The sequence below is a fragment of the Devosia sp. Root685 genome (assembly GCF_001427875.1).
Taxonomy (GTDB): domain Bacteria; phylum Pseudomonadota; class Alphaproteobacteria; order Rhizobiales; family Devosiaceae; genus Devosia.
The window spans coordinates 25,193-50,806 of the sequence record NZ_LMHK01000002.1; the positions used below are offsets into that span (position 1 = coordinate 25,193).

Sequence of the window (25,614 nt, forward strand, 5' to 3'; positions counted from 1 at the left end):
TGTCGCTCCAATCAAGTCAGGGAATGGCAAAGCGCCGCTCCAGATGCCGCAATACCGCCGATGTGGCGCTGCCGATAGCGAGCGCCGTCAGCACGGTGACGAAATAGCGGGGCATATTGAACGAGGCGCCATAGCCGACGATCAGCCCGCCGAGCCCGGTCATTGCCGTATAGATTTCGGCGATAATGCACGCCGTCAGCGCCTGCGCCGCGCCCAGACGCAGCCCCGCGATCATCTGCGGCAAAACCTGTGGCCAAACGACCCGCACCTGCGCCTGCAGGCGAGACGCCCCCAGCCCCATGGCCGCCTCTTCATCGCCCCTGCCCACGCCCTCGAACGCCGCCTGCGCCGTCGTCGTGATGACGATGAACGCGGCGAGCATCACCACGACGATCTTGGCCAAAGGCCCCAACCCCAGCAGCGCCACGAACAGCGGCATGAAGGCGATGATCGGAATATTGGCGAAAAAGTCGAGAATGACCTTCATCACCCGCCCAAAGAGCGGCACCAGCCCCATCAGCACCGCCGTGCTCCAGCCCAGCACCACAGCGAGCCCAAGCCCGGAATAGTAAATCTGCACCGTGCTGCCGACCGCGTTGAAATAGTCGCGCCGCGTATCCTGCATCATCTTGAAAAGCGCGCCGGCCGTCTCGCCGATCGAGGGGATAATGGCCTCGGGATAGTGTCCCGCCACCCATTCCCAGAACCCCAGCAGGCCGACGACAAGGCCGAGCACGATCCAGGTTTCGGCGCGTACGCCCCGCAGCCAGCCGCCCGTTTCCTGCCAGGCCTCCGCAAGCTCCCGCAAGCTGCCGCGCAGCCCGCCACGCTCCCGCGCATTGTCACGACCGGTCTGCGAGCGGGTTTCTTCGTCTGCCAAAGCCAGCCATTTCTGCCGCACGGCGCGGACATTATCTGCCACCCCTCCCAGGCGACAAACGCATTTACCCCGCCTGATAGGAGTGCAAGGTGGCACTGTCAAATATGAGAGGTTCCACCGCCCAGGTGTAACAATTTGTGCCGCATTTCGCCCCCGGCTGTCACCCCGGGCATCAAGCCCCCAGTAGCCCTCATGGTGAGGTGCGCAGCGAAGCGAAGCCTCGAACCACGAGGGCGTGGCACCCAGCATGCAAACCCGGCATATTAAATGCCGTCATTGCCCCGCGGCACATAGCGCATCGCCACCGCGCCCGAGCCATAGTCCAGCCGATCCACCAGCCTCAGGTCCAGCGGCTTCGACAGCCCCGAAAACAACGTCCGTCCATGCCCGGCCACCCGGGGATGCACCACGAATTCGTATTCATCGATCAGCCCCAGCTCCGCCAGCGCCTGCGGCAGCATCACGCCACCCGTCGCCAGTCCCTCACCCGGCCGCTCCCGCAAGGCCCGAACCGTCTTTTCAATATCCGCGACACGCACGATTTCCGCATTCCAGTCCACGGTTTCGAGCGTGTCGGAAACCACATATTTCTTCGCCGCGTGAATGGTCTCGGCGAACGGCACCATCCAGTCCGCCACCCAATCCGGCCGCGCCCCACCTTCCGCCAGCGACCGCCAGCCGGCCTCCATCAACTGATAGGTAATGCGCCCGAAAATCAGCGCATCCGCCCGCGCAATAAACGCCGCCGCCCGGCGATGAAGCTCCTCATCCGGGATCATCGCCTCATGGTCGCAACACCCATCAAGGGTGACATTGATCGAATATCGCAGCGGTCGCATAAAACGAGCCTCCCACAGCCAGCCCCTTTTGAAAAGACCCAGCCCCGCTGGACGAAAGGGCCCCTCCGCGCTCTCGACAGATCGCGGGCCGCAAAGCAAACTCCCGCCAATCTTGCGGGAGTGAAAGTGGACGCATGAAGCAGCAGACGCCACTGGTAGCATTGGCCATTGCTACGGTCGGATCCATCGGCGGCACGCGACTGTCCGCGATCGCCATTCCCTGGCTGGTGCTCTCAACCACCAATAGCCCGGTTTTGACTGGCCTCGCCGGTCTCGCCGAAATGCTGCCCTATGTCTTGGCCAAAGCGCTCAGTGGCCCCTTCATCGACCGCATCGGAGCGCGGCGCATCTCCATCTGGTGCGACTGTCTCTCCGCTGCCGCCGTCAGCATCATTCCGCTGCTCTATTGGTTCGGCATCCTGTCCTTCTGGCTGCTTCTCCCGGCAGTTGCCTTGCTGGGCGTTCTCCGCGCCCCGTCCGACGCCGCCAAGCAGGCGCTGGTTCCGGTCGTGGCGGAGGAGGGCAAGCTCTCCCTCGAGCGCGTCACCGGCATTCTCGGCACCAGCGATCGTCTCGCCGGCACGCTCGGCGCCGCTGGCGCCGGCATGTTGATCGCCCTCCTCGGCTCCGGCCCCGCCCTCCTCGCCAATGCCGTCGCCTTCATCGTCTCGGCCCTGGCCCTGACAATCGGCATGCGCGCCGCCGCCACCACGCAGCCGGAGACCGGCCCTGCCCCGCAAAACTACCTCTCCCAGATGTCCGAAGGCTGGGCCACCTTCAGCCGCGATCCGATCCTCGTTACCCTCGTGGTGACGCTCGCCTTTGTCGGGCTCTTCGACCAGGCCTATGCCACGGTTCTCCTGCCCGTCTGGGTGCGCTCCTCCGGCCTCGACGCCAGCTGGGTCGGCATTCTCCTCGCCATCTTTTCCGGCGCGGCCATTGCCGGTGCAGCGTCCGGCGCCTTCTTTGCCGAACGCCTTCCCCGGCTTCTCATGTATCTGATCGGCTTCACCTTCGCCGGCCCCGTCCCCATGGCGACGCTCGCCTTCAGCCCGCCCTTGTGGCTGATCGTCTCGATTCTCCCCGTCTGCGGTTTCGCGGCCGGTTTCCTCAATCCCATCATCGGCGCCATGCTCTTCGAGCGCATTCCAAAGGCCGCCATGGGCCGCGTGATCGCATTGGTCGGCTCGCTCACCTGGGTGCTCATTCCCTTTGGCGGCATCTATGCGGGCCTCCTCACCGACATCGCCGGCATTCTCACCGCCCTCGGCATCACAGCGGCCCTCTATGCCTTGGCCACCCTGTCCCCCGCGGTAATCTCCCGCTTCCGCGCAATGAAGTTCGCCGTCAGCTAAAGCAACGCCTCATCCCCCCCCCGCTGGACGAAAGGGCACTCCTGGTGCAGCCTCGCCTTGTCTTGCGAAGGAGTCGCCTGCTTGTTTCCCTGGATATCCGATACCCTGTCGGCCGCAATAGGCGCCTTTCGCCTGCTCCGCTCGGACATGCTGCTGATCGCGCTGGGCGCCTGCACCGGTTTTCTCCTCACCGTTCTCGGCATTCCGCGCATCGCCGCGCTCTTGCCCCGAGATAAGGGTCGGGCCTTTGCCGTGGATGCCGAAAAGAGCGTGGGCAAACCCATGGGCGCGGGGTTTTTCTTCGTCTGCGTCTTCGCTCTTTCGGTTTTTCTCTTTGTCCCCTGGCGTTTCGATATTCTGCTGTTCGTCGCCATTGCCTTGCTGGCCTCAGCCGTCGGACTGGTCGATGACGCGACGGGTGGCCTCTCGGAATACAAGCTGGCCTTCTTCGATCTTCTTGCCGCCTGCCTCTCTGCCTGGCTGCTGATGAGCGGCGGCGAACCCATCGCGCTCTGGTTCCCGCTGGTCAGCGGCTCCTTCCTGCTACCGCCCTTCGTCACCTTTCTGCTCTTTGCCGGCGTGATCTGGATTTCGATCAACGCCACCAATTGCAGCGATGGCGTGGATGGCCTCTCGGGCAGCCTCAGCACCGTCTCGCTCGTGTTCCTCGCTTTCCTTCTCTATGGCGTGGTCGGCGACAGGGCGACGGCGGATTACCTGCTCATCCCCTATGATCCTCGCAGCGGCATGTGGGCCAGCCTGGCCTTCATCATGGTCGGCTGTGTCGCCGGCTATCTCTGGCACAATGCGCCGCCCAGCACGGTGCTGATGGGCGACGCCGGCTCCCGCCCTCTTGGCCTGCTGCTCGGCGTGCTGGTCTGCGCCAGCCACAATGTCTTTCTCATCGTCATCGTCGGCTTCGTCATCCTCGCCAATGGCGGTACCGGCATCGCCAAAGTCGCCCTGAAGCGCTTTTTCCGTATCCTGGTCTTCGGCCGCATCCGCTTTCCATTGCACGATCATTTCCGCAAGGAAGTGGGCTGGACCGGCTCACAGGTCCTGATGCGCTTCGTCATCGCGCATCTGATCCTGTCGGCGCTTCTCTATGCTTTGCTGCTAAAAGTCCGATAACCCGCCGCTTTCGCGCCCCTAGTCTGCAAGGCCCGGCGGCAGCGTCCCGGCCTTGAACAGCACCTTGGGCTCATCATAGGTGTCGGCTTCCACATCGACATCGGCCGAATAGGCCCAGATGCCGGCGCGCGACGGCGCGATCCGCTCTGCCGAAGCAATCGCGGCTTCCGCAGACTTGTGAGCCTGAGGTTGATCGGGCTCAAGCTTGCGCCCCTTCTGCCGAAAGCCCTGAACGAAATACAGCGTTGGCATGGTCCATCCTTGTTGTTGGACGGCGGCATACCACGAAAGCAAATGCCCGGGCCGATAAAACCGGCTTATCCAGCGTGATCGACCATAGGGGCGCAGGAGCGCGGCTTTCCCACCCACACGCCCCTTTGTACAACTCCCCTCTTGCGAGCGACCCCACCTAAACGCTACGGAAATGGCAACACCCTGAGAGCCTGTTTTGATATTCGCTGCGGCGATTCAGATGGCAGTGTTTTCGAGAACCGGAGCGCAGCGTCCATCAGCACGTGAGCACCGGAAGCGCAGAAAACGCCGCCAGATGACCGCCGCAGTAGAATTTGGAACAGGCTGAACTGGCCGAGCCGGCAAAAGGACAACCCTTGCCCTTCCCCAATATCGACCCAATCGCTTTCGCCATCGGCCCCGTCGCCATCCGCTGGTATGCGCTCGCCTATCTCTGCGGCGTGCTGCTCGGCGCTGCCTACGGCTATCTGCTGCTGCGCAACGAGCGCCTCTGGCACAAGGGCGCGCCGCCCTTCCCCGCCAAGGACATCTGGGACTTTGCCTTCTGGACCATGCTCGCCATCGTCATCGGCGGCCGCGTCGGCTACGTGCTGTTCTACAACCTGCCCTATTACCTCGCGAACCCGCTCGAGATCATCAACACGCTCGATGGCGGCATGTCCTATCACGGCGGCATGCTCGGCCTGATGCTCGCCGGCATCCTCTTCACCCGCTCCAAGGGCGGCAATTGGCTCTCGGCGCTCGATCTTCTCGGCGCCGTCGCCACCATCGGCATTTTCCTCGGCCGCATCGCCAATTTCATCAATGCCGAACTCTACGGCGCGCCGACCACCCTACCCTGGGGCGTCGTCTTCCCCACCGATCCCCTGCAGGTCGCCCGCCACCCGAGCCAGCTTTATGAAGCAGCGCTCGAAGGCTTCCTCCTCTTCCTGATCATCCGCCTCGCCACCCACGTCTTCTATGCCCTGCGCAAACCCGGCCTCGTCGCCGGCATTTTCGCCATCGGCTATTCGCTGTCGCGCATCCTCGTCGAATTCGTTCGCCTCCCCGATCAGCAGCTCGGCTACCTCTATGGCGGCTGGCTCACCATGGGTCAGATCCTCAGTCTCCCCATTCTTCTCGGCGGTCTGATCCTCGTCATTTTCGCGCTGACGCGCCCTGTTAACCAATTGCGTCCCTAGGAGGTTCTCAACGTGAACAGTCCGCTAACACTTTCACAGCAGATCGACCTCCAGATCACCACCAGCGGCCCCATGTCCGTCGCGACCTATATGGGCCTCTGCCTCACCCATCCGACCAAGGGCTATTACAAGGGTGCCGATCCCCTCGGCGCCAAGGGTGACTTCATCACCGCGCCCGAAATTTCCCAGATGTTTGGAGAGCTTATCGGTTTTCACCTCGTCAGCGTCTGGCAACAGATGGACGAGCCCAAGAGTTTTAACCTCGTCGAACTCGGGCCGGGCCGCGGCACGCTCATGGCCGACATCCTCCGCGTCGCCTGCCGCGCCCCCGGTTTCCGCGATGGCCTCAAATTAAAGCTCTTCGAAACCAACCCCGCTCTTACCGTCGAACAGCGGAATCGCCTCGAAAGCTACGAGCCGCAATGGCTTGAAAACTTTGAGAAATTTGAAGACGGCCCCATCCTCGTCGTCGCCAACGAATTCTTCGATGCCCTCCCCATTCGCCAGTTCGTCCGCAAAACCGACGGCTGGCACGAGCGCCAGGTCGGCCTCGTCGATGGCAAGCGCGCCTTCGGCCTTTCCCCCACGCCGATCCCCAATGACGCCATGCCCACCGCGGTCGCCAATGCCGAGCCCGACAGCCTCTTCGAAGTCTGCTTCGCTGGCAGCGAAGTCATGTCGCGCCTCGCAAAAATGGTGGCAAAACAAGGCGGTAGCGTGCTCGCTATCGATTACGGTTACGCCCGCACCCAGACCGGCGACACGCTCCAGGGCGTTAGAAACCACGCCTATGCAGACGTCCTCGAAGCGCCAGGCGAAACCGACCTCTCCGCCCACGTCGATTTCGGCGCCCTCGGCGCCGTGACTCAAGAAATCGGCCTCACAGCCCAACCCCTTGCCACACAAGGCGAATTTCTCACACGCCTCGGCATCGCCGAACGCGCCAACGCCCTTTCCGGCGCCAATCCCGGCTCCGCCGAAGACATTCGCACCGCCAGGGATCGCCTCACCGGCAAAGACCAGATGGGCGAGCTCTTCAAAGTCTTCTGTGCCCACTCCCCCGGCCTGACCCCGCCGGGTTTCACCGCATGATCGACTTCGCCTCCGTCCAGTCACTCACCGACACCGGCGTCGTCCACCACGGCTTTTTCGGCCGCCACGGCGGCGTTTCGTCAGGCGATTTCGCCGGCCTCAACGTCTCCCAAACCGTCGGAGACACCCCCGAAGCCGTCGAAGAAAACCGCGCCCTCGTCGCCAAAACCCTCGGCGGCGCGCCGCTTGTCACCCTCAAACAGGTCCACTCCAACCGCGTCATCACCGTCGAAGCCGGCGCTATCCCCGACCGCACCATCGAAGCTGACGCGATCGTGACCCGCCGCGCCGACGTGCTCCTCGGCATCCTCACCGCCGACTGCTCCCCCCTCCTCTTCCTCGACCGCCACGCCGGCATCGTCGGCGCCGCCCATGCCGGTTGGCGCGGTGCCGTCGATGGCATTTTGGAAAACACCGTCGCCGCCATGGAAGCGCTGGGCGCCCAGCGCCGCCGCATCCAGCTCGCCATCGGCCCCACCATCAGCCAGCAGAATTACGAAGTCGGCGAACAGTTTAAGGCCGACGCCTTGAATCAAAATGCGAAGGCCGAACCCGCCTTCCACACACCGCCCAACGGAAAACCCCACTTCGACCTCCCCGGCTATCTCGCCGCCGAAGCCCGCGCCCTCGGTCTCGCCGAAGTCACCGATACGGCCCTCTGCACCTATGCCGATCCCGCCCGCTTTTTCTCCCACCGCTACGCCACGCACCAGCAAACGAGGACCGGTCGCCAGATCGCCGTCATCGGCCTCGCTTAGCCCTTAATTTACGCATGAGACCAATGGGGCGTTGCAGTCATAAAAATGACTCGATAAAGCTGCCCGCGAAACTGGAAGGTCCCTCCTCCCCGGGGACTGGTTGAGACAGGATCGCCCAATGAAACTGGTGACTGGCAACTCCAATCGTGCCCTCGCCCAAGCCGTCGCCAGCTATCTTGAGCTCCCCCTGACCGATTGCACGGTCAAGCGCTTCGCAGACAAGGAAGTTTACGTCGAGATCCACGAAAACGTTCGTGGCGAAGACGTCTTCGTGCTGCAGTCGACCAGCTACCCGGCCAATGACAATCTGATGGAACTGCTGATCCTGACCGACGCCCTGCGCCGGTCCTCGGCCCGCCGGATCACCGCGGTCCTCCCCTATTTCGGCTATGCCCGTCAGGACCGCCGCGCCGCCGGCCGCACCCCGATTTCGGCCAAGCTGGTGTCCAACCTGATCACCGAAGCCGGCGTCAATCGCGTCATCACGCTCGATCTGCACGCCGCCCAGATCCAGGGCTTCTTCGATATCCCGACCGACAATCTCTACGCCGCGCCGATCATCACGCGCGACATTCTCGACAACTATAAGCTCGACAACACCATGATCGTCTCGCCGGACGTCGGCGGCGTGGCCCGCGCCCGCGCCGTGGCCCAGCGCCTCGGCACCGATCTCGCCATCGTCGACAAGCGCCGCCCCAAGGCAGGCGTGTCCGAAGTGATGAACATCATCGGCGACGTGTCCGGCAAATCCTGCATCCTCATCGACGACATCGTCGATAGCGGCGGCACGCTCGTAAACGCCGCCGACGCGCTACTTAAAGCCGGCGCCAACGAGGTTTCCGCCTATATCACCCACGGCGTTCTCTCCGAAGGCGCCTCCGAGCGCATCGCCGCCAGCAAGCTCAAGGAGCTGGTGGTCACCGACTCCATCGAAGACACCGCCGCCACCAAGGCCGCCCCCAATATCCGCCGCATCACCATCGCCCCCCTGATCGGCGAAGCCATCGCCCGCACCGCCAGCGAGCAGAGCGTATCTAGCCTCTTCGACTAAAGCTTAAGGCCCCCCCTCCCAACCTCCCCCATCAAGGGGGAGGTGCATGCCGGCGTTCCTGACGGGATGTGGCCCCAAACTCAATGCAACACCTCCCCCTTGATGGGGGAGGTTGGGAGGGGGTGTGGCGCGCACAAATCCCGCCGCATCCCCCAGAATCCCTTGCCCCCACTCCCCCTTTCCTCTATAGCCCGGCGCATGAAGCGCTCGTCACCCCTGGAGGACGGGCGCGTATGCTGTTGTGATGACGCATACACCAACCCAATGGATACTTTCCATGGCTCAGACCAAAGTGCTCAAGGCACAGGCGCGTAACGCAGTGGGCAAGGGGGCCGCTCGCGAAGCTCGTCGTCAGGGACTCGTTCCCGCTGTTATTTATGGTGACAAGAAGCCCCCCGTCGCCGTTTCCGTGGCCTATAAGGACGCGCTGAAGTTCATCTACGCCGGTGGCTTCAAGTCCCACATGCTCGACCTCGACGTCGATGGCACGATCCACAAGGTCATCCCGCGCGATTACCAGCTCGACGTCGTCATGGATCAGCCGATCCACATCGACTTCCTGCGCGTCGCCAAGGGCGCCAAGATCAACGTTCAGGTTCCGGTTCACTTCGAAAACGAAGAAGCCAGCCCCGGCCTGAAGCGTGGCGGCACGCTGAACATCGTGCACCACACGCTCGACCTGACCGTTTCTGCGGATAGCATCCCGGAATTCGTGACCGTCGATCTGACCGGCCTCGATATCGGTGACACCGTCCACATCTCGAACATCAAGCTGCCCAAGGGCGCTGCTGACCACAGCCACGAAGAAGACGTGACGATCGCCACGATCGTTGCTCCTTCCGCGCTGAAGTCCAGCGGCGGTGACGCCGCTGCCGAAGAAGAAACGACCGCCGAGTAATCGGTTTCGTTTCCAAACGTTTTAGGGGCGGCCTTCGGGTCGCCCCTTTTCTTTTCCACCCTCGGTGTCATTCCCGCGAAAGCGGGAATCTCCGTTTTGAAGCACCGGGGCTTCTCACGGCAGGCAGCTACGGCTATTCCCTTTCCTACTCGTTGTTTTGAATAGAGCGCGCCATGAAACTGCTTGTCGGGCTGGGCAATCCGGGCGGCCAATATGAAGGCAATCGCCACAATATCGGCTTCATGGCCGTGGACGCGATCGCGCGCGCCAACGGTATTTCCGGCTGGAAATCCAAGAATTCCGGCCTTATCGCCGAAGGCAGCATCGGCCCCGAGCGCGTCCTGCTGCTCAAGCCCCAGACTTTCATGAACAAGTCCGGCGACAGCGTGCAAAAGGTCGCCAGCTTCTACAAAATCACCCCCGCCGACATCATCGTCTTCTACGACGAACTCGACCTCGCCCCCGGCAAAGTCCGCGTCAAAGTGGGCGGCGGCAATGGCGGCCACAATGGTCTGCGTTCCATCGACCCGCAGATCGGCCTCGACTACAAACGCGTCCGCCTCGGCATCGGCCACCCCGGCAAGGAATTCGTCACCCACCACGTCCTCGGCGACTTCGCCAAGGCCGACAAGACCTGGCTCGATCCCCTCCTCGACGACATCGGCCGCCACGCCGGCATGCTACTCGCGGGCGATGACGCCGGCTTCATGAACAAGCTGGCCCTATCAGCCAAGGGAGGCGAAGGCGGCGGCGGCGGTCCCCAATCCTCCCCCGCCCCCAAAGCCCAAAGCCACATCCGCCAGGCCCGCGAGAGCAAACCCCAGGTGGACGTGCCAAAGTCCGGCCCCATGGCCGACATGCTCAACAAGTTGTTTGGCAAGGGCGAGTAGCCCTCTCACGCACGGAGCCTCCCCTCGCCCCTTGAGGGAGAGGGACAGACCAACTTTGCGTTCAGCAAATTGATCAGGGTGAGGGGTATCCCTCAGTAGCCCTCATGGTGAGGCGCTTTGCGCAGCAAAGCCTCGAACCACGAGGGCGTGGCACGAAGCCTCCACTCACCCGCCCTCGTGGTTCGAGGCTGCGCTTCGCTCCGCACCTCACCATGAGGTCTTCGGAGCAAAAAGGCCCCGGCGTTTTCGCACCGAGGCCTCAATCTCACATAACTCAGCTCGTAGGTTGTATGGACAGTTGAGTCAGAGCGAGTCGAAAATGGTGGTCTTCGAGACCCGGAGCGGAGCGTACATCAGTACGTGAGCGCCGGAAGCGCAGAAGACTGCCATTTGCAGACCGCTATGGCCAACTGACCGCATGACCTAAGCGACCCGCTGCTTCCGCGGCCCCCGCGCCCATTCCGGCAACATGGTCCCGTGAGCCTCGAGCAAATCATCCACCACATTCCAGATCTGATCCAGATCCAGTTCCGCAGCCGTATGCGGGTCCATCATCGCGGCATGATAGATATGCTCGCGATTTTCCTCGATCAGCGCCCGAACCGTCAGTTCCTGCACATTGATATTGGTGCGGATCAGCGCCGTCAGCTGCGGCGGCAATTCGCCGATATAGGTCGGCTGCAACCCGTTATCGTCCACAAGGCAAGGCACTTCCACCGCCGCATTATGCGGCAGCGAGGTGATCACCCCATTATTGCGGAGGTTGCCATAAATCACCGAAGGCTCGCCCGTCCAGACCGAGTTGACGATGGACGAAGCATATTCCTTGGACTGCTTGACCTCGATCCGGTCGGCCTTCTTGTATTCTTCCGAAGTGCGCTTCCAGTTGGCGATCTGCTCGACGCAGCGCTTGGGATATTCATCCAGCGGAATGCCGAATTTTTCGATGATATCCTCGCGCCCTTCCTTGATGAAATAGGGCGTGTATTCGGCAAAGTGCTCCGAGCTCTCGGTCACAAAGTACCCAAGCCGCGTCATCATCTCGTAGCGCACCTTGTTCGGGCAGCGCGGGTTCCAGCCGGGCTTCGGCGCACGGCCCTCGCGATAGGCGCGGTGCAGTTCAGGATAGAGATCCTTGTAGGTCCCGTCCGCCTGGCGGTGCTCGAACTTGAGATAGAAGGCCATGTGGTTGATACCGGCCGAGCGATAGCGGATTTCCTCGTAGGGAATGTCGAGGTCGTGCGCCAATTCCATGGCCGTGCCCTGCACCGAGTGGCAGAGGCCGACCTGCTTGATCGTCGGATACTTTTCCGAGATCGCCCAGGTATTTATCGCCATCGGGTTGACGTATTGCAGCATGATCGCGTCGGGCGCCACTTGCAGCATATCCTCGCAAATGCTCCACAAATGCGGCACGGTCCGCAGCCCACGCATGATGCCGCCAACGCCAAGCGTATCGGCAATCGTCTGGCGCAGATTGTACTTCTTGGGCACGTCGAAATCGACGACCGTGGAAGGCTCATAGCCGCCGATCTGGAAGCAGACGACGACGAAATTGGTGCCGTCCAGCGCCTGGCGCTGGTTGGAGAACGTTTCCACCGTCGCCGGCACGCCCAGCGTTGCCACCAGCTTCTTGGCGATGATGGCGCTTTCCTCAAGCCGTGTCGGATTGATGTCCATCAGGCGGATCTGCGCGCCGGCCAGCGCCGGGCGCTGCAGAATATCGCCGACGATATTCTTCATGAACACCGAGGAACCAGCCCCGATGAAGGTAATCTTTGGGTTTGCCATGTCGTAAAAAACTCCAGTCGTCAGGCAGCAATTTCGAATGCGGCGCGGACAAGCCGGGCCGTATATTCGGTTTGGGGATTGGTGAGAACTTCGTTGACCGGCCCCTGCTCCACGATCTTGCCGTGTTGCATCACCATCACCCGATGGCAAAGGGCCCGCACGACCTTCAGGTCATGCGAAATGAAGAGATAGGAGAGGCCCTTCTCGTTCTGCAGTTTTCGCAAGAGATCGATGATCTGGGCCTGCACCGAAAGGTCGAGCGCCGAAGTCGGCTCGTCGAGGAGGATGAATTCGGGCTCGAGCGCAATTGCCCTTGCGATGGCGATACGCTGGCGCTGCCCACCCGAAAATTCATGCGGAAAGCGGTTGAGAATAGTGTCCGGCATGCCCGCATCGCGCAGCGCCTGCCGCACCCGCTCCAGCCGCTCATTGCGGTTGGCCCCGAGCCCGTTGACGATCAGCCCTTCCTCGATGATCTGGCCGATCGACATGCGCGGATTAAGGCTCGCAAACGGGTCCTGGAACACGATCTGCATCCGGCTCCGCAGCGGCCGCATCGCCTTGCGATCCTTGTCATGGATCGGTTCGCCATCAAAGAAGATTTGCCCGCCCTGATTGCCGATCAGCCGGATCAGCGCCTGCCCGAACGTGGTCTTGCCCGAGCCGCTCTCGCCCACGATCCCGAGCGTTTCATGCCGCATCAGCTTGATGTCGAGATTGTCGACGGCCTTCAGTTCAAAAAAGTCCGGATTGAACATGCCGCCGCGCTTGAGCGTATAGGTGACCTTCACCTCCTTGCCCTCCAGCACCGTCTCGTGCACGCCCTCTTCGAGCGGCAGCGCCGTGCCTTTGGGTTCGGACGCCAGCAGATGCCGCGTATAGGCGTGCTGCGGATTGGCAAACAGCGCCTCGGTCTCGTTGTGCTCCTGCACAGCCCCGTTCTGCATCACATAGACATAGTCGGAAAACTGCCGCACCACGGTCAGGTCATGGGTGATCAGGATCACCGCCATGCCATACTTGTCCTTCAAATCCTTGATCAGATTAAGGATTTGCGCCTGCACCGTCACGTCGAGCGCCGTCGTCGGCTCGTCGGCGATAAGAACATCCGGCCGGTTCGCCAGCGCCATGGCGATCATCACGCGCTGCCGCTGCCCGCCCGAAAGCTGGTGCGGATAGTTGTTCAACCGCGCGCGCGGTTCAGGAATCTGCACCTCTTCGAGCAGCTTCTCCGCCCGCTTCATCGCCTCCTGCTTGGAGACGCGATTGTGCAGATGGATGATCTCGCAAATCTGCTGACCGACCGTATAGACCGGGTTCAGCGAGCTCATCGGCTCCTGAAAGATCATGGCAATGTCATTGCCGCGCAGTTTTCGCATGTCGCGGTCGGTCATACCAACGACATTCTTGCCCGAAAGCGTAATCCGCGTGTTCTTGCCAATGGTCGCGCGCTTGGTCAGCAGCTTCATCAGCGTGCGCGCCGTCACCGATTTACCCGAGCCGCTCTCCCCCACAAGCGCAATCGTCTCGCCCTTATGCAGTTGAAACGACACATCCTTCACCGCCTGCACCACCCCGCCCTCGACCTTGAAGTCAACGGCGACATTGCGAGCATCGAGGATCAGTTCGCGTCCATGCGATCCGAGATCAAGCCGTTCAGCGGGCGCAAAATTGCTTGTTGTCATTTTCGCGTCCTCAATAGGGGTCGATGGCATCGCGCAGGCCGTCACCCAGCGCGTTGAAGGCAAAGACGGTGATCAGCACGAAGATCACCGGCGAGAGGATCCAGGGATAAGACCCGATCACCGAGAACGTCCCCGTATCCTGCAACATCAGCCCCCACGAAATCAGCGGCGGCTTCACGGCGAAGCCTAAAAACCCGAGGAAACTCTCAAGCAGCACGACACTCGGAATAGCCAGCGTGATCGACACGATGATGTGGCTCAACACATTGGGCAGGATATGCCGCGTAATGATCCGCCCGTCCGAAGACCCGACGGCAATCGCTGCCCGAACATAATCGATCCGCGCCAGCGACAGCGTTTTCGACCGCACCTCGCGGCTCAACTGCGCCCACCCCAACACCGCCATGACGAAAATCACAAACGTCAGAAACACATTGGACGGCGCGGTGACGGGTATCAGCGAGGTCAGCGCCAGGTAGAGCGGCAATTGCGGAAAGGCCAACACGAACTCGACAAACCGCTGCACCCACGCGTCAAGCCGCCCCCCGATATAGCCCGAGGTGATACCGACCAGCGTGCCGACAACCGTCGTCAGCGCCACCACCACCAGAGCAATGGTCAACGAAATCCGCGACCCGACAATGCCGCGCGAAAGAATATCGCGCCCAAACTTGTCCGTCCCCAACAGCTGGATCGGCCGTCCATCGGTCGAGCCGAAAAAGTGGATATTGGACGGAATGACCCAGAAGAAATTGTACGCATAGCCCGGCACGAAAAACCCGGTCGGCGTCGGATTATCCAGCACCGGCCCCGTCAGCGGCTGAAAGGTGATGGGATCGAACTCCCCCGTATCTCCAATGGGATAAACCCACGGAATAAGGCTGAAATTGCCGTCCGGATTCTCAAACGCAATCACGTCCGGCGGCGCAAATGGCAGGTTCGTCGCCTTGGGGTCCATCGGCGCAAAAAAGTCCGAGAAAATCGACACGAAAATCAGCAGCGCCACCAGCACCAGCCCGATCATACCCATGGTCGAGCGCCGGAACCGGCGCCACACCAGCGCCCCATAAGTCTCGTTGCCCGAGCCATAGCGCGACACGACCGGCGCCGCATTCGCCTCTTCGGCCGGCGTCGGCGCCGCCCCGCCCGCCACGTCGGTCGGCAGCGGAATGCTTGAACGTGTATCGTCCCGGCTCATTCTGCCTTCCCTCCCAGACGAACCCGCGGATCGAGCGCAACCAGCAGCAGATCGGAAATGATATTGCCGATGATCAGCGTCGTCGCGAGCACCAGCATGAAGGTCGCCGTCACATAGACGTCGCCCACCCCCATGGAGCCCACAATCGCCGGCCCGACAGTCGCAAGACCGAACACAATGGCGACTTCGATTTCGCCCGTGAGCATGTAGGGCAGCACCACGCCCTGATAGGCGACCAGCGGATGCAGCGCATTGGGCACGGCATGCTTCATGATCACGGCGCTTTCCGGCAGGCCCTTGGCCCGCGCCGTCTCGACATATTGGCTATTGAGCACGTCGAGGAGGTTGGCGCGCATCACGCGCATATTGTAGGCGAGCCCGCCAAAGGTGGCGATAAACACCACCGGCCACACATGCTGCACGAGGTTGACGAATTTGTCCCAGCTCCACGGCGCCCCGCCATAGCGGGCCGAGAAGAACATCCCCACCTCGCTGACGTTCAATTTGAAAACCAGCAGGTACAAAATAATGATCGCCAGCAAAAACCGCGGGATCGTCATGCCGAGGAACGAGACGATGCCCAAGAGCGTGTCGACCCAAGAATACTGCCGCGTCGCCGCAACGATGCCGAGGCCGATGCCCAGCAGCGACGCGAGGATATGGCACACGAGAGCCAGCGCGATCGTCGCCGGCAGGCGCTCCATCACCACGGTGCCCACGGGCTTGTTGTAGAAAAACGAGTGGCCGAAATCGAACCGGGTCACGATGCCGGTGATCCAGCGGAAATACTGCATGATGATCGGATCGTTGAGGCCATTGGCCTGCCGATAGATCTCCGCCTGCGCCTCGGCCTGCGGCGCCGGAACGCCACCCTGATTGATCAGCATCGAGCGGATCGTATCGCCATAGTCGCCCGGAGGCGCCTGAATGATGGCAAACGTCACGACGCTGAGCAGGAACAGCAGCGGTATCGCGCCAAGAATGCGAAAGACAAGAAATCGAAGCATTAAGGCCTCTTCGGGAACTAAATGATCCTCACCCGTCCCCACAAACACCGGCTGTCATCCCGGCCTTGAGCCGGGACCCATCTTGAGATCTCAGGATGGCCCCCGGCCTTCGCCGGGGTGACAACGGAGTGTTTTGCAGGTCCCCGAACACTGCAAGCACAGGTCCGGTTGGCTCGGCGCCTCGCCTCTATGAGGAGGGGGTTGAATGAGGGGCGGCTCACACCGCCCCTCGGCTTTGTCAAATCACACCGGGCCAGCACCGCCTGGCTTGCCGGGCAGCGTTTCCGGATGCAGTTCGAAGTCGCCCTGCTTGTCTTCCGGCACGAACACCCGTTCGCGGATGATGTTGTCTTCAGCCCAGTTGAACATGAAGATCGGTGCACCAGCCGGGATATTGGCGAAGCGCTTGTTGATGATCAGCGCACCCGGATACTGGGTGAGACCCACCGTGTAGATGTTCTCGGTATAGATGTGCTGATACTGCTTCATCAGTTCGGCGCGTTCGGCATTGTCGCTCGACGAGATGAACTTGTTGACGATATCAACCAGTTCCTGCTCGAAAGGCAGCACATCCACGGTGCCGTCGGTTCCCCCACGATGGAAGAAGCTGGTGCGCGGCCCCGTCGGGGCAAGCTGCGCCGTGCCCTGAACCACCGAGACCATTTCCGATCCCTGGCGGCGAACATGCCAGTCGAACTGGCCTGCCTGCTGCATGTCATCGCGCGCCGTACCCGACTGGAAGTTCGCAATCACGCGAATGCCAAGCGGTTCCATCTGCGCGATAACGCCTTCGGCAAGGTTGGTGTCGGTGCCGTAGTCGGTATTCGCGAGGACGGTGATTTCCACATCCGGGCCGCCATCGGGGAAGTTGCGGATGCCATTGCCATCGGTATCGACAAGGCCGATTCCGTCAAGCAAGGCGCCTGCGGCCTCGATATTGTACGGATAATAGACAGTGGACGCCTTGTCGTAATAGGCCGTGCCGGCATAAAGCCCGCCCGGATAGATGGCCGTGAACGGACCACGCACCAGCGATTCACCCAGGCGCTGACGATCGACGGCGATCGAGATTGCCTTGCGGAAATCGAGGTTGCGGTTGAGTTCGCGGACACGCTGGGCGCGTTCGTCGGGTTCACCCCAGCCATTGGCCGAAAGGTTCATTTCGAGCGCATAGCCGATGGTGCGGGCACCAAACTGCAGGCGGGCCGGCGCGCTGTCCTCAGCCGAGCGACGCAGCGCTTCGACATAGCTTTCGGCCTGTTCGAGGTTCGAGAAGTCGCCCGAACCGGCAACAGCCTGAACGTCGCGGTCAGCCCAGGTCGAGAGGCGATAGTGCATCTCGTTGAGATAGGGCAGCTGGTTGCCGTTCTCGTCCACCTTCCAATAATAGGGGTTGCGGCGCATGACGATGATATCGTCGGGACGATATTCGACCGGCACCCATGCACCCATCACCGGAATATTCATATATTCGGGCGGGAAGGCGTTCTTGTACTGCTCGTATGTATTCGACGGCTTATATTTCGGATGCTCGGGCTTGAGGATATGGCTCGGGCCGGGGCAGAACGAACCATAGGCCATCGCATAGAGATACTGCGTCGGGCGGACATCCTTGAACGTCCACTTGATCGTATAAGGATCAAGCGCTTCCAGCGTCGTGCCGACACCAAAGGTTTCCGGCGTCGCATTGTTGAGCGGGGTCACGTTGGGGTCGTTGACGTTGTCGTTCCAGAAGAACATCACGTCGTCGGCGTCGAAGGCATCGCCATCAGACCACTTTGCACCCTCGATCAGGTGCATGGTCAGCTCGTGCCCATCCTCGGACCATTCCCAGCTTTTCGCCAGGTTCGGCATCGGCTCAAGCTCGTCGGCCTTGACCTCGAACAGGGGTCCGGTGCGCGTCAGACATTCGGAAAGCCCGATATCGATACCGCCCCAACCCTGGCTCTGGCCGCCGATATAGTTCCAGCCTTCCGGCCGTCCGCCGATAACGTGACGCATGGTGTCGCCGTAAACGCCGATGCCCTCCGGCATATTGCCGGTCTTGTAGACCATCGGCTCCTTGGGCAGGCGCTCGGCCACCGGTGGCAGCGTGCCGGCGTCGACATATTTCGAGGTCACCCAGTCGGGTTCATGATATTCGGGCAGTGCTTTATATTCGAGGATATCGCTGATCGAGACGAATGTGGGTTCGCTCAGCGCGGCGAATTCCGGCGGATCCGGCAGCTCGCCGGTCAGTTCCTGCGCCGGAATGGCAAGCATGGAGACGGACAGCAAAAGTCCTGCCCCGCCAAGGGCATAGATAGGTTTTCTCAATAGATCCTCCCTTCGCAACGGGACGCGTTTCATGCGTCGAGCCAGTCACTCCCACTGACTCTGGGCCCCGTGCATGACTATCAGCCTACGACTTGCATCAGGCGAAACAATCCGGAATGATAGAGACTAATTCCGGGTTTCTAAGAACCACGCTGATAAGTATGACTGTTACCGAACCCATCCCCGCCGCACGCCTGCGTGAAAAGGCCCCGCGCCCGACCCCGCGCCCCGACCGTAGTTTCTATGCCTCGGGCAAAGCCTTCGGCCGCTTCGGCATCCGCGCCTTCCCCCCCCAGATCATGCCTGCCCCCCACAGCCACGGCCATATCGAGTTCAACTGGTTGACCGAGGGCCACATGGACTACGTTTTCGATGGCGGCCCGGTCACCGTCGCCGCCAATCGCCTCGTCGCCTTTTGGGCCGGCATTCCCCATCAGACAGTGGACTTGCGTGATATCGGCGAGGGCCGGCAGCTCAATATTTACCTGCCCATGGACGCCTTTCTCGAAATGCCGCAGCTCGGCCGCCTCACCGAAACCTTGATGGGCGGCGGCGTCATCCAACTCACCCCCGATTGCATCGGCCTTGAAACGCTGGAACGCTGGCACGGCGACTATCGCAGCGGCAATGCCCTGCGCTCCGACCTCGTCCGCGCCGAGATCGCCACCATGTTCCGTAGAGCCGCCATCACCGGCTGGGACACCCTCCTCCCCGCCTGGCTCGAAAAATCCGCCACCCGCACCCGCACCACCACCCCCGTCCGTTACGTCGTGCGCATGGTCCGCCACATCGTCGAAAACATCACCGATCCTCTTTCCGCCGAAGACATCGCCAGAGTTGTCGGGCTCCACCCCAACTACGCCACCAACCTCTTCACCAAGGTCATGCACATCTCGGTGCAAAAATTCGTCACCCGCATGCGCCTCATCCGCGCCCGCAGCCTTCTCTTCGACGGCAGCCTCTCCATAGCCAACGTCGCCTTCCAATCCGGCTTCGTCAGCCAAACCCAATTCTACGAACATTTCCGCAAGGCCTACGGCATGACCCCCAGCCAGATGCGCAAGGACACGATTGAGGGCTAGACGCCGTCCCGCAGGTCAAATCGCTCCGATGGAGCGGAGTGGTGCGCCCTCCCAGTAGCCCTCATGGTGAGGTGCTTTGCCCTTGCAAAGCCTCGAACCACGAGGGCGTGCCCCCTACTCTCCAACCCGCCGAAACTGCAGCGGCGAAACCCCCATCCACCGCCGAAACCGCTGCGAAAAATAAAACTGGCTCTCAAACCCAGCACTGGCCGCCACCTGCTTGATGGGAAAACTGGTGCGTCGCAACAAATCCGCCGCCAGTTGCATCCTCCGCCCCTCGATATGCCCCTGCACCGTCTCGCCAGTCTCCTCCCGAAACAAATGCGCCAGCCGCGACGGCGATAACCCAACAGCCGCCGCGACATCATCGATCAGCAGCTTTTCCGCCAGCCGACCGTCGATAAAATCCAGCGCTCGGCGGATACGCCCGTCCCCAGCTCGCGACTCCCGCCGGTTATACGCGTCGCACCCCAGCAGCACGGCCTCAAGCGCATTAAAGGCCAGGGCCTCCCGCCGCGAATGCTGGCTATTCAGCAGGTCATGCACCCCCGCAAACTGCTTCGCCAGTGCGTCGTCTTCGATACGAAGATGCATCAACCCATCAGCCACCGCCGGCCAGTTGAGCCACTCCGCCCAATCCGGCCGTGGCTGAAAATGCGCCCAGACCAGTTCCCACCGCTCGAGGCTCGCCTCCACCCCATAGTCATGCGGCGTCCCCGGCCGCAGCAGCACCCAGTCCCCCGGCTCGACGATCAGTTCGCCACCTGCATGCCCAAACCGCCCGCGCCCACCTGTCGTATGCACAAGCAGCCAATCGCTCACCCCGCGCCGCCGCACCGCGCGATAGCCCGATGTCTCATGAAAATGCCCGGTAAGCAGCCGTCGGGTCGCCCGATACGGGCTTTCTGCAATATCGCTCATAGCAGGATATTACATATCTTTGGCAGCATGTTCCATGGCCAGCCATACGCCCTCCGCCTAACCTCGCTTAAAAGGGGAGGTCGAAATGACATATGCTTTTCTCAATTCCGCGCAGGCGGCGCAGTTCGAGCGCGACGGTTTTCTTGCCATCCGCGGCCTCATCGCCCCCGAAGAAATCGCCGAAATCCGCCAAACCTTCATGGACGCCGCCGCCGACGGCCCCGTCCCAGGCCTCTCCGACACCCCGCGCGGCAACACGCCGAACGACCCGCTCAGCCGCTACCCGCGCATGATGCACCCGCATAAGCACGCCGACAAAGACGTCGGCCGCCTCGCCATGCGCTACATGCTCGATCCGCGCCTGCAGCCCATCCTTGCCGATCTCTTCGGCGAAGAACCCTTTGCCTGCCAATCCATGTTCTATTTCAAGCCCCCCGGCGCCCGCGGTCAGGACCTGCACCAGGACAATTTCTATCTCCGCGTCAAACCCGGCACCTGCATGGCCGCCTGGATCGCCGTCGACGATGCCGACGCCGGCAATGGCGGCATGATGTGCGTGCCCGAGACCGCCATGCTCGACATCGCTTGCCCCGAACAGGCCGACCCGGCCCTGTTCTTCACCACCGAACACGTCGAACCGCCCCCCGGCCTCGAACCACAAATGATGCAGCTCAAAGCCGGCGACGTCCTCTTCTTCAACGGCAGCGTCATCCACGGCTCGACGCCAAACACCAGCAAGGACCGCTTCCGCCGCTCGCTGATCTTTCATTACATCCCGGCCAGCACCAAAGAGATCAGCCACTGGTACGAAGCCCTCAGCTTCACCGGCGACAAACAGGACATCGCCATCAACCTGGACGGCGGCCCCTGCGGCACCACGCAGCCGTTGCCCGCCGGACCACACTAAGACCCCTCAGTAGACCTCATGGTGAGGTGCGCAGCGAAGCGCAGCCTCGAACCACGAGGTCGTGGCACGGAGCCCAAAACAAAAATCCCCGCTTTCGCGGGGATTAATTTGGTCATGTGGCCCAGCCATTCGAGCGTAGCTCTCATGGCCTTAAGCGCTAAAATCGCTCCACCGGAGCGATTTTGCCGCGGAGCGGCCGCGCTTAAGTATTAAACTTGAACAGCATCACGTCGCCGTCTTTGACGACATATTCCTTGCCTTCGTCGCGCGCCTTGCCCGCTTCCTTGGCCGGCACTTCGCCGCCCAGCGTCACGAAATCATCAAACCCAATCGTCTGCGCACGAATGAACCCACGCTCAAAATCGGTATGGATGACACCCGCCGCCGCCGGAGCCTTGTCGCCCTTGTGGATCGTCCAGGCGCGCGTTTCCTTGGGCCCGACCGTGAAATAGGTCTGCAACCCAAGGAGGTCATAGGCTTCACGAATAAGCCGGTTCAAGCCAGCCTCATGCAGCCCCAGTGATTCCAGATATTCCGCCTGTTCCGCATCGGGCAGTTGCGCCAACTGCGATTCGATCTCAGCCGAAATGATCACCACGCCCGCATCATTCGCCTTGGCATAGTCCTCAACCAGCTTGCTCATCGCATTGCCGTTTTCGGCCGAACCTTCATCGACATTGCAAACGTAGAGCACAGGCTTCGAGGTAAGCAGCTGCAGCTCCTGAAACGCCTTTTCTTCCTCGGCCGAACGCTCGACAAAGCGCGCCGACTTGCCATCGCGCAAAAGCACCAGCGAACGGTCGATCAGCTCGAGCGTCAGCTTGGCGTCCTTGTCATTGCCCTTGGCCTTCTTTTCCACTCCATTGCGGCGCTTCTCGAGGCTTTCGAGATCAGCCAGCATCAGCTCGGTTTCCACCACTTCGGCGTCCGCCAGCGGATCGACCTTGTTGGCGACGTGGATGATATTGCCGTCCTCAAAGCAGCGCAGCACATAGGCAATGGCGTCGCATTCGCGAATATTAGCCAAAAACTGGTTCCCCAGCCCTTCGCCCTTCGACGCGCCTTTCACCAGACCGGCAATATCCACAAAGCTCATGCGCGCCGGCAGAATGTTGACGGATTTGCCAATCGCCGCCAGCTTCTGCAGCCGCGCATCAGGCACCGGCACATCGCCCACATTGGGCTCGATGGTGCAGAACGGGAAATTAGCGGCAGCAGCCGCAGCCGTGCGGGTCAGTGCATTGAAAAGCGTCGACTTGCCGACATTCGGCAGGCCGACGATGCCCATCTTAAAGCCCATGGGAAACTCCGGGAAATTGTTGGGTTTCAATTGGGTCGGTTTGGTGTGGATGTCAATGCTTCGAGGTGTGCGGCATAGCCCCGGAAGGCTCCATGCAACAAGTAGACCTCATGGTGAGGTGCGTAGCGGAGCGAAGCCTCGAACCACGAGGGCGTGGCACAAAGGCCTCCACTCTCTCGGCCTCGTGGTTCGAGGCCCCGCTTTGCGGCGCACCTCACCATGAGGCCTTCACGGGCTCACCCCAGCGTCTGCACCCCCAACACCGTCGCAAACACCATCAGCGCCAGCGCCGTAATCCTTTCCACCCGCGTCGACGTCAGCCACCCCGCCGACCCTCGCTGCATCAACGCCCCCAACATCATCCACCCAACCGCCGTACCAACAACCAGCACCGCAAACACCCCATCAAACGGCAACCGCTCGACAAACCCCACTGCCGGAAAAATCGCAAAAGCAAAAACCAGCGCCTTGGGATTAACCAGCGTCGTCACGAAAACCCGCCCCAGCGTAATCCCCCGCTGCCCCAAATCCGCCCGCCCCGCATTCCGCCATAGCTTCCAGGCCGACCAAAAAAGAAACGCCACGGCCACGAGCTTGGCAACCACCGCCACCAGCGGCTCCCGCGCGGCCACCACCCCAACGATCTCGATCCACACCGTAATCGCAATCGCGTAGCCGCCGAGTTCTCCAACCAGCAGATGCAGCGAGCGCCGCACCCCGCGCTGCGCCCCACTCGCCGCCATCAGCGTATTGGTCGGCCCCGGCGTCGCCAGCAATCCCAACACCGCCAGCACAAACCCCAACCAGCCGCTCACGCCATCCCCTGCACGATATCGAGAAACTCCCGGTGCCCCAGCGCCTGGTTCGCCGCCGCCCGATATTCCTTCACCAAGCTTTCAAACGCCTGCTGCGCAAACCGCCGCAGTTTCGGGTCCCGATCCATTTCCCTCCGCGCCAGAGTCTGGTCCAGCAGCCCCAGCCCATTGAGCACGGGATAGTGCAGCTGCGTCTCGATATGCGGCAACCCGCCGAGATAATTCGGAAAATGCTCATGCCGCGGCATTTCCAGTCTCCACCGCGCCAACCGCTCCTTGGTCTCGGGATGGATGCGATTGGCCCGCACCTCCCGCCAGAACGGCGTATCGTCCCGCTCGGTCACATAATGCGTGTTCACAAACGTGCGGAAATCATCGACCTGCCGCCCCACCCGCTCGTTATAGTCATCCCGCGCCTTCTGGGAAATCTTGCTGGGTTCGTCCATAAAACGCTGCGCAAACAGCATCATCTGCACGATCGTCCCATGGATCGAAGTCGACTCCAGCGGCTCCAAAAAACTCGAACTCAGCCCCACCGCCACGCAATTGCCGATCCACGCTTTCTCAAGCCGCCCGATCTGAAAACGAATATCGCTCCGCACCTCGATCTCGTGGCCCAAGACGCGCTCGACTTCCTCCTTCGCCTGTTCCGGCGTCGAAAATTCATCCGAATAAACATAGCCGCAGCCAAAGCGCGTCCGCGTCGGAATCTGCCACATCCACCCCGAACTCTGCGCCCAGGCCCGCGTATAATTGGGCAGCTCCTCCCCCTCCTTTACATCGATCCAGAACGGCAGCGCCCGATTGACCGGCAGTTCATGCGCGTAAGATTTCCACGGCGCCCCCAGCGCCTTGACGATGATCTCCTTCCGAAACCCCGTCGCATCGATAAAGAAATCGCCCTCCAGCCGCGAATTGTCGTCCAGCACCAGCGCCGTGATATCGCCGCTCTCGCCATCCCGCTCGACCCCGGCCACCAGCGCATCGACCTTCTCGACACCCTTCGACTTGCTGGCAAAAAACTTCCCCACCAGCGCCTGATCGAAATGATACGCGTGATGAAACGGCCCCAGCGGGATCAGTGACCCGTCGGCCTTCAGCGCATAAGGCGCCTTCTTCTCTTCCAGCAGCGGCTGGAAGAGGTGCATCTCCTGCACCGCCCTGCCCGCCGCCACCGCATAGACATTCAAATAATCCGAAGGCGCCCCCGCCGGCGCCTGCACCACCTGATGCGGATCATCGATCGGCCCGTAATAGGTATACCCCCTGCGCCGCCAATCCTCGTGCCGAATGCCGAGCTTGAAGCTCGCATCGGTCTTGCGGAAAAATTCGAACTCATCGATCCCAAAATGCTTCAACAGCACTCGAAACGCCGCCGTCGTCGCCTCCCCCACGCCAACCGTGGGAATCCGCGAACTCTCGACCACCGAAATCCTGAAATCAAACCCGCGCCGCCGCGCCTCATCCTGAATGATGAACGCCGCGATCCACCCCGCCGTCCCGCCCCCGACGACAACAAAATGCGCTGGCTTTGCCATGAGTTAGTCCTCCCCGCGGCAAAGCTATTTGGCGGAGAAGACGGCGGCAAGCACTCCTGTGAAAACCGGACCAAAGGGCTGAATGGTCGGACCGCAATCCAATTTCCTCAGTATCCAGTCTCTTTCTGGTGCCACACGCGCAAGATAAAAACCTCGTCCCTGCGCTCATTATACCCGTATCGAACGATGTAGCCCGCATCACCAAATGGTACGAGCAATTCGCGAACGCCTGCGATCGTATCCGATGGCCTACCCATTTCAGGCGCAGTCGTTAAAGCGCTGGTATGCATCTTGATCGCCTGAGTGGCGCGCTTCGCTGCGAGCGGATTTTTCTCGAGCAGAAATCGTCTTAGACGATCGAGGTCTCGCTGCGCCGATACCGCAAACGTCAGGTGTGGCAAGGGGGCGCCTCCGACTCCTCATCGGTTCCCCAAGTGTCCATCCAGCTGAACACTTCTTCCGCCGTAAGATGGAGTCCGGTTTCGTTATACTCTTCGAGCGCCTCTCGCGTCGCATCATCAAAACGCCGCCGCGCCTCTTCCTTCTCGACGTAGTTTCGGATTGCCTCGCGCATGATCCAGTGCGGCGAGCGCTGCTTACTCTCGGCCAGCGACTGAATACGCTCGCGCATGCTATCATCAAGCTTGACGGAAACGGCCATAGCGACCTCCGGTATTACCTTCTAATACCCTACGCCTGAAACGCTCACGTGTCCACCGGCTCCATA

At 61.5% G+C, this 25,614-nt stretch carries 24 protein-coding genes; 10 read left to right on the top strand and 14 right to left on the bottom strand.

Annotated features, from left to right (window positions below):
* Positions 1–16: 16 nt before the first annotated feature.
* Together ASD83_RS08890 and ASD83_RS08895 are read right to left on the bottom strand one after the other, a co-directional pair.
* A complete protein-coding gene (locus ASD83_RS08890) occupies positions 17–922 on the bottom strand; it encodes an ABC transporter permease (protein ID WP_056310073.1) in 906 nt (301 codons plus the stop codon).
* 221 nt (positions 923–1,143) lie between these two features.
* Positions 1,144–1,719: a dihydrofolate reductase family protein gene (locus ASD83_RS08895; RefSeq protein ID WP_056310075.1), complete on the bottom strand. Its 576-nt coding sequence runs from the start codon at positions 1,717–1,719 to the stop codon at positions 1,144–1,146.
* Between the two features lie 134 nt (positions 1,720–1,853).
* Between ASD83_RS08895 and ASD83_RS08900 the strand changes: the two genes are divergently transcribed.
* Complete coding sequence (locus ASD83_RS08900) at positions 1,854–3,074, top strand: MFS transporter (RefSeq protein ID WP_056310077.1); 1,221 nt, start codon at positions 1,854–1,856, stop codon at positions 3,072–3,074.
* 81 nt (positions 3,075–3,155) lie between these two features.
* Positions 3,156–4,205, top strand: a complete 1,050-nt coding sequence (locus ASD83_RS08905) for a phospho-N-acetylmuramoyl-pentapeptide-transferase (RefSeq protein ID WP_156385895.1) — start codon at positions 3,156–3,158, stop codon at positions 4,203–4,205.
* Between the two features lie 18 nt (positions 4,206–4,223).
* On the opposite strand, the gene ASD83_RS08910 is transcribed toward ASD83_RS08905, so the two are convergent.
* Positions 4,224–4,457, bottom strand: a complete 234-nt coding sequence (locus ASD83_RS08910; RefSeq protein WP_056310080.1) for a hypothetical protein — start codon at positions 4,455–4,457, stop codon at positions 4,224–4,226.
* A gap of 314 nt (positions 4,458–4,771) precedes the next feature.
* Between ASD83_RS08910 and lgt the strand changes: the two genes are divergently transcribed.
* The 6 genes from lgt (at position 4,772) to pth (ending at position 10,327) form a co-directional block, all read left to right on the top strand.
* On the top strand, positions 4,772–5,638 hold the full coding sequence (gene lgt, locus ASD83_RS08915) for a prolipoprotein diacylglyceryl transferase (protein WP_244489131.1): 867 nt from the start codon (positions 4,772–4,774) through the stop codon (positions 5,636–5,638).
* Positions 5,639–5,650: 12 nt separating this feature from the next.
* Positions 5,651–6,730 carry a class I SAM-dependent methyltransferase gene (locus ASD83_RS08920; RefSeq protein ID WP_056310081.1) on the top strand — a complete coding sequence of 360 codons (1,080 nt, stop codon included), beginning with the start codon at positions 5,651–5,653 and terminating at the stop codon, positions 6,728–6,730.
* Positions 6,727–7,488, top strand: coding sequence for a peptidoglycan editing factor PgeF (gene pgeF, locus ASD83_RS08925; RefSeq protein ID WP_056310083.1), 762 nt, complete (start codon positions 6,727–6,729; stop codon positions 7,486–7,488). The genes ASD83_RS08920 and pgeF overlap by 4 nt, the downstream gene beginning before the upstream one ends.
* A gap of 118 nt (positions 7,489–7,606) precedes the next feature.
* Entirely contained in the window at positions 7,607–8,539 is a 933-nt protein-coding gene (locus ASD83_RS08930) for a ribose-phosphate pyrophosphokinase (protein WP_056310085.1), read from the top strand.
* A 277-nt stretch (positions 8,540–8,816) separates the two neighbouring features.
* A complete protein-coding gene (locus ASD83_RS08935) occupies positions 8,817–9,437 on the top strand; it encodes a 50S ribosomal protein L25/general stress protein Ctc (RefSeq protein ID WP_056310087.1) in 621 nt (206 codons plus the stop codon).
* A gap of 173 nt (positions 9,438–9,610) precedes the next feature.
* Complete coding sequence (pth, locus tag ASD83_RS08940) at positions 9,611–10,327, top strand: aminoacyl-tRNA hydrolase (RefSeq protein ID WP_056310089.1); 717 nt, start codon at positions 9,611–9,613, stop codon at positions 10,325–10,327.
* A 423-nt stretch (positions 10,328–10,750) separates the two neighbouring features.
* Here the strand turns inward: pth and ASD83_RS08945 are convergent, their stop codons facing one another.
* The 5 genes from ASD83_RS08945 to ASD83_RS08965 form a co-directional block, all read right to left on the bottom strand.
* Positions 10,751–12,118 (bottom strand): alpha-glucosidase/alpha-galactosidase, encoded by a 1,368-nt coding sequence (locus ASD83_RS08945; RefSeq protein WP_056310091.1) that lies wholly within the window; start codon positions 12,116–12,118, stop codon positions 10,751–10,753.
* 20 nt (positions 12,119–12,138) lie between these two features.
* A complete protein-coding gene (locus ASD83_RS08950) occupies positions 12,139–13,803 on the bottom strand; it encodes an ABC transporter ATP-binding protein (RefSeq protein WP_056310093.1) in 1,665 nt (554 codons plus the stop codon).
* A 10-nt stretch (positions 13,804–13,813) separates the two neighbouring features.
* Positions 13,814–15,001: an ABC transporter permease gene (locus ASD83_RS08955; RefSeq protein ID WP_082561079.1), complete on the bottom strand. Its 1,188-nt coding sequence runs from the start codon at positions 14,999–15,001 to the stop codon at positions 13,814–13,816.
* Positions 14,998–16,008, bottom strand: a complete 1,011-nt coding sequence (locus ASD83_RS08960) for an ABC transporter permease (RefSeq protein ID WP_056310095.1) — start codon at positions 16,006–16,008, stop codon at positions 14,998–15,000. The genes ASD83_RS08955 and ASD83_RS08960 overlap by 4 nt, the downstream gene beginning before the upstream one ends.
* 243 nt (positions 16,009–16,251) lie before the next feature.
* Positions 16,252–18,270 carry an ABC transporter substrate-binding protein gene (locus ASD83_RS08965; RefSeq protein WP_056310097.1) on the bottom strand — a complete coding sequence of 673 codons (2,019 nt, stop codon included), beginning with the start codon at positions 18,268–18,270 and terminating at the stop codon, positions 16,252–16,254.
* A 215-nt stretch (positions 18,271–18,485) separates the two neighbouring features.
* Here ASD83_RS08965 and ASD83_RS08970 point away from each other — a divergent pair, with 215 nt between their 5' ends.
* Positions 18,486–19,406 carry a helix-turn-helix domain-containing protein gene (locus ASD83_RS08970; protein WP_056310098.1) on the top strand — a complete coding sequence of 307 codons (921 nt, stop codon included), beginning with the start codon at positions 18,486–18,488 and terminating at the stop codon, positions 19,404–19,406.
* A gap of 114 nt (positions 19,407–19,520) precedes the next feature.
* Here the strand turns inward: ASD83_RS08970 and ASD83_RS08975 are convergent, their stop codons facing one another.
* The gene (locus ASD83_RS08975) at positions 19,521–20,327 is read right to left on the bottom strand and encodes a helix-turn-helix domain-containing protein (protein WP_082561082.1); all 807 of its coding nucleotides are present in this window, start codon (positions 20,325–20,327) and stop codon (positions 19,521–19,523) included.
* 85 nt (positions 20,328–20,412) lie between these two features.
* Here ASD83_RS08975 and ASD83_RS08980 point away from each other — a divergent pair, with 85 nt between their 5' ends.
* Positions 20,413–21,234, top strand: coding sequence for a phytanoyl-CoA dioxygenase family protein (locus tag ASD83_RS08980; RefSeq protein WP_056310100.1), 822 nt, complete (start codon positions 20,413–20,415; stop codon positions 21,232–21,234).
* A gap of 202 nt (positions 21,235–21,436) precedes the next feature.
* Here ASD83_RS08980 and ychF read toward each other — a convergent pair whose 3' ends face one another.
* The 5 genes from ychF to ASD83_RS09005 form a co-directional block, all read right to left on the bottom strand.
* Positions 21,437–22,534, bottom strand: coding sequence for a redox-regulated ATPase YchF (gene ychF, locus ASD83_RS08985; protein WP_056310102.1), 1,098 nt, complete (start codon positions 22,532–22,534; stop codon positions 21,437–21,439).
* 236 nt (positions 22,535–22,770) lie between these two features.
* Positions 22,771–23,349 (bottom strand): LysE family translocator, encoded by a 579-nt coding sequence (locus tag ASD83_RS08990; protein WP_056310104.1) that lies wholly within the window; start codon positions 23,347–23,349, stop codon positions 22,771–22,773.
* Positions 23,346–24,887: a tryptophan halogenase family protein gene (locus ASD83_RS08995; RefSeq protein WP_056310106.1), complete on the bottom strand. Its 1,542-nt coding sequence runs from the start codon at positions 24,885–24,887 to the stop codon at positions 23,346–23,348. Before ASD83_RS08995 ends, ASD83_RS08990 begins: the two co-directional genes overlap by 4 nt.
* Before the next feature lie 107 nt (positions 24,888–24,994).
* Complete coding sequence (locus tag ASD83_RS09000; protein WP_056310108.1) at positions 24,995–25,288, bottom strand: type II toxin-antitoxin system RelE/ParE family toxin; 294 nt, start codon at positions 25,286–25,288, stop codon at positions 24,995–24,997.
* Positions 25,276–25,548: a CopG family ribbon-helix-helix protein gene (locus tag ASD83_RS09005; RefSeq protein WP_056310110.1), complete on the bottom strand. Its 273-nt coding sequence runs from the start codon at positions 25,546–25,548 to the stop codon at positions 25,276–25,278. Before ASD83_RS09005 ends, ASD83_RS09000 begins: the two co-directional genes overlap by 13 nt.
* Positions 25,549–25,614 lie beyond the last annotated feature (66 nt).

Excerpts from the sequence above, each read along its gene's own strand:
- ASD83_RS08895 (WP_056310075.1), bottom strand. The coding sequence starts at position 1,719 with ATGCGACCGCTGCGATATTCGATCAATGTCACCCTTGATGGGTGTTGC.
- ASD83_RS08900 (WP_056310077.1), top strand. The coding sequence starts at position 1,854 with ATGAAGCAGCAGACGCCACTGGTAGCATTGGCCATTGCTACGGTCGGA.
- ASD83_RS08910 (WP_056310080.1), bottom strand. The coding sequence starts at position 4,457 with ATGCCAACGCTGTATTTCGTTCAGGGCTTTCGGCAGAAGGGGCGCAAG.
- pgeF (WP_056310083.1), top strand. The coding sequence starts at position 6,727 with ATGATCGACTTCGCCTCCGTCCAGTCACTCACCGACACCGGCGTCGTC.
- ASD83_RS08930 (WP_056310085.1), top strand. The coding sequence starts at position 7,607 with ATGAAACTGGTGACTGGCAACTCCAATCGTGCCCTCGCCCAAGCCGTC.
- ASD83_RS08935 (WP_056310087.1), top strand. The coding sequence starts at position 8,817 with ATGGCTCAGACCAAAGTGCTCAAGGCACAGGCGCGTAACGCAGTGGGC.
- pth (WP_056310089.1), top strand. The coding sequence starts at position 9,611 with ATGAAACTGCTTGTCGGGCTGGGCAATCCGGGCGGCCAATATGAAGGC.
- ASD83_RS08945 (WP_056310091.1), bottom strand. The coding sequence starts at position 12,118 with ATGGCAAACCCAAAGATTACCTTCATCGGGGCTGGTTCCTCGGTGTTC.
- ASD83_RS08950 (WP_056310093.1), bottom strand. The coding sequence starts at position 13,803 with ATGACAACAAGCAATTTTGCGCCCGCTGAACGGCTTGATCTCGGATCG.
- ASD83_RS08955 (WP_082561079.1), bottom strand. The coding sequence starts at position 15,001 with ATGAGCCGGGACGATACACGTTCAAGCATTCCGCTGCCGACCGACGTG.
- ASD83_RS08960 (WP_056310095.1), bottom strand. The coding sequence starts at position 16,008 with ATGCTTCGATTTCTTGTCTTTCGCATTCTTGGCGCGATACCGCTGCTG.
- ASD83_RS08965 (WP_056310097.1), bottom strand. The coding sequence starts at position 18,270 with ATGCTTGCCATTCCGGCGCAGGAACTGACCGGCGAGCTGCCGGATCCG.
- ASD83_RS08970 (WP_056310098.1), top strand. The coding sequence starts at position 18,486 with ATGACTGTTACCGAACCCATCCCCGCCGCACGCCTGCGTGAAAAGGCC.
- ASD83_RS08975 (WP_082561082.1), bottom strand. The coding sequence starts at position 20,327 with ATGAGCGATATTGCAGAAAGCCCGTATCGGGCGACCCGACGGCTGCTT.
- ASD83_RS08980 (WP_056310100.1), top strand. The coding sequence starts at position 20,413 with ATGACATATGCTTTTCTCAATTCCGCGCAGGCGGCGCAGTTCGAGCGC.
- ychF (WP_056310102.1), bottom strand. The coding sequence starts at position 22,534 with ATGGGCTTTAAGATGGGCATCGTCGGCCTGCCGAATGTCGGCAAGTCG.
- ASD83_RS08995 (WP_056310106.1), bottom strand. The coding sequence starts at position 24,887 with ATGGCAAAGCCAGCGCATTTTGTTGTCGTCGGGGGCGGGACGGCGGGG.
- ASD83_RS09005 (WP_056310110.1), bottom strand. The coding sequence starts at position 25,548 with ATGGCCGTTTCCGTCAAGCTTGATGATAGCATGCGCGAGCGTATTCAG.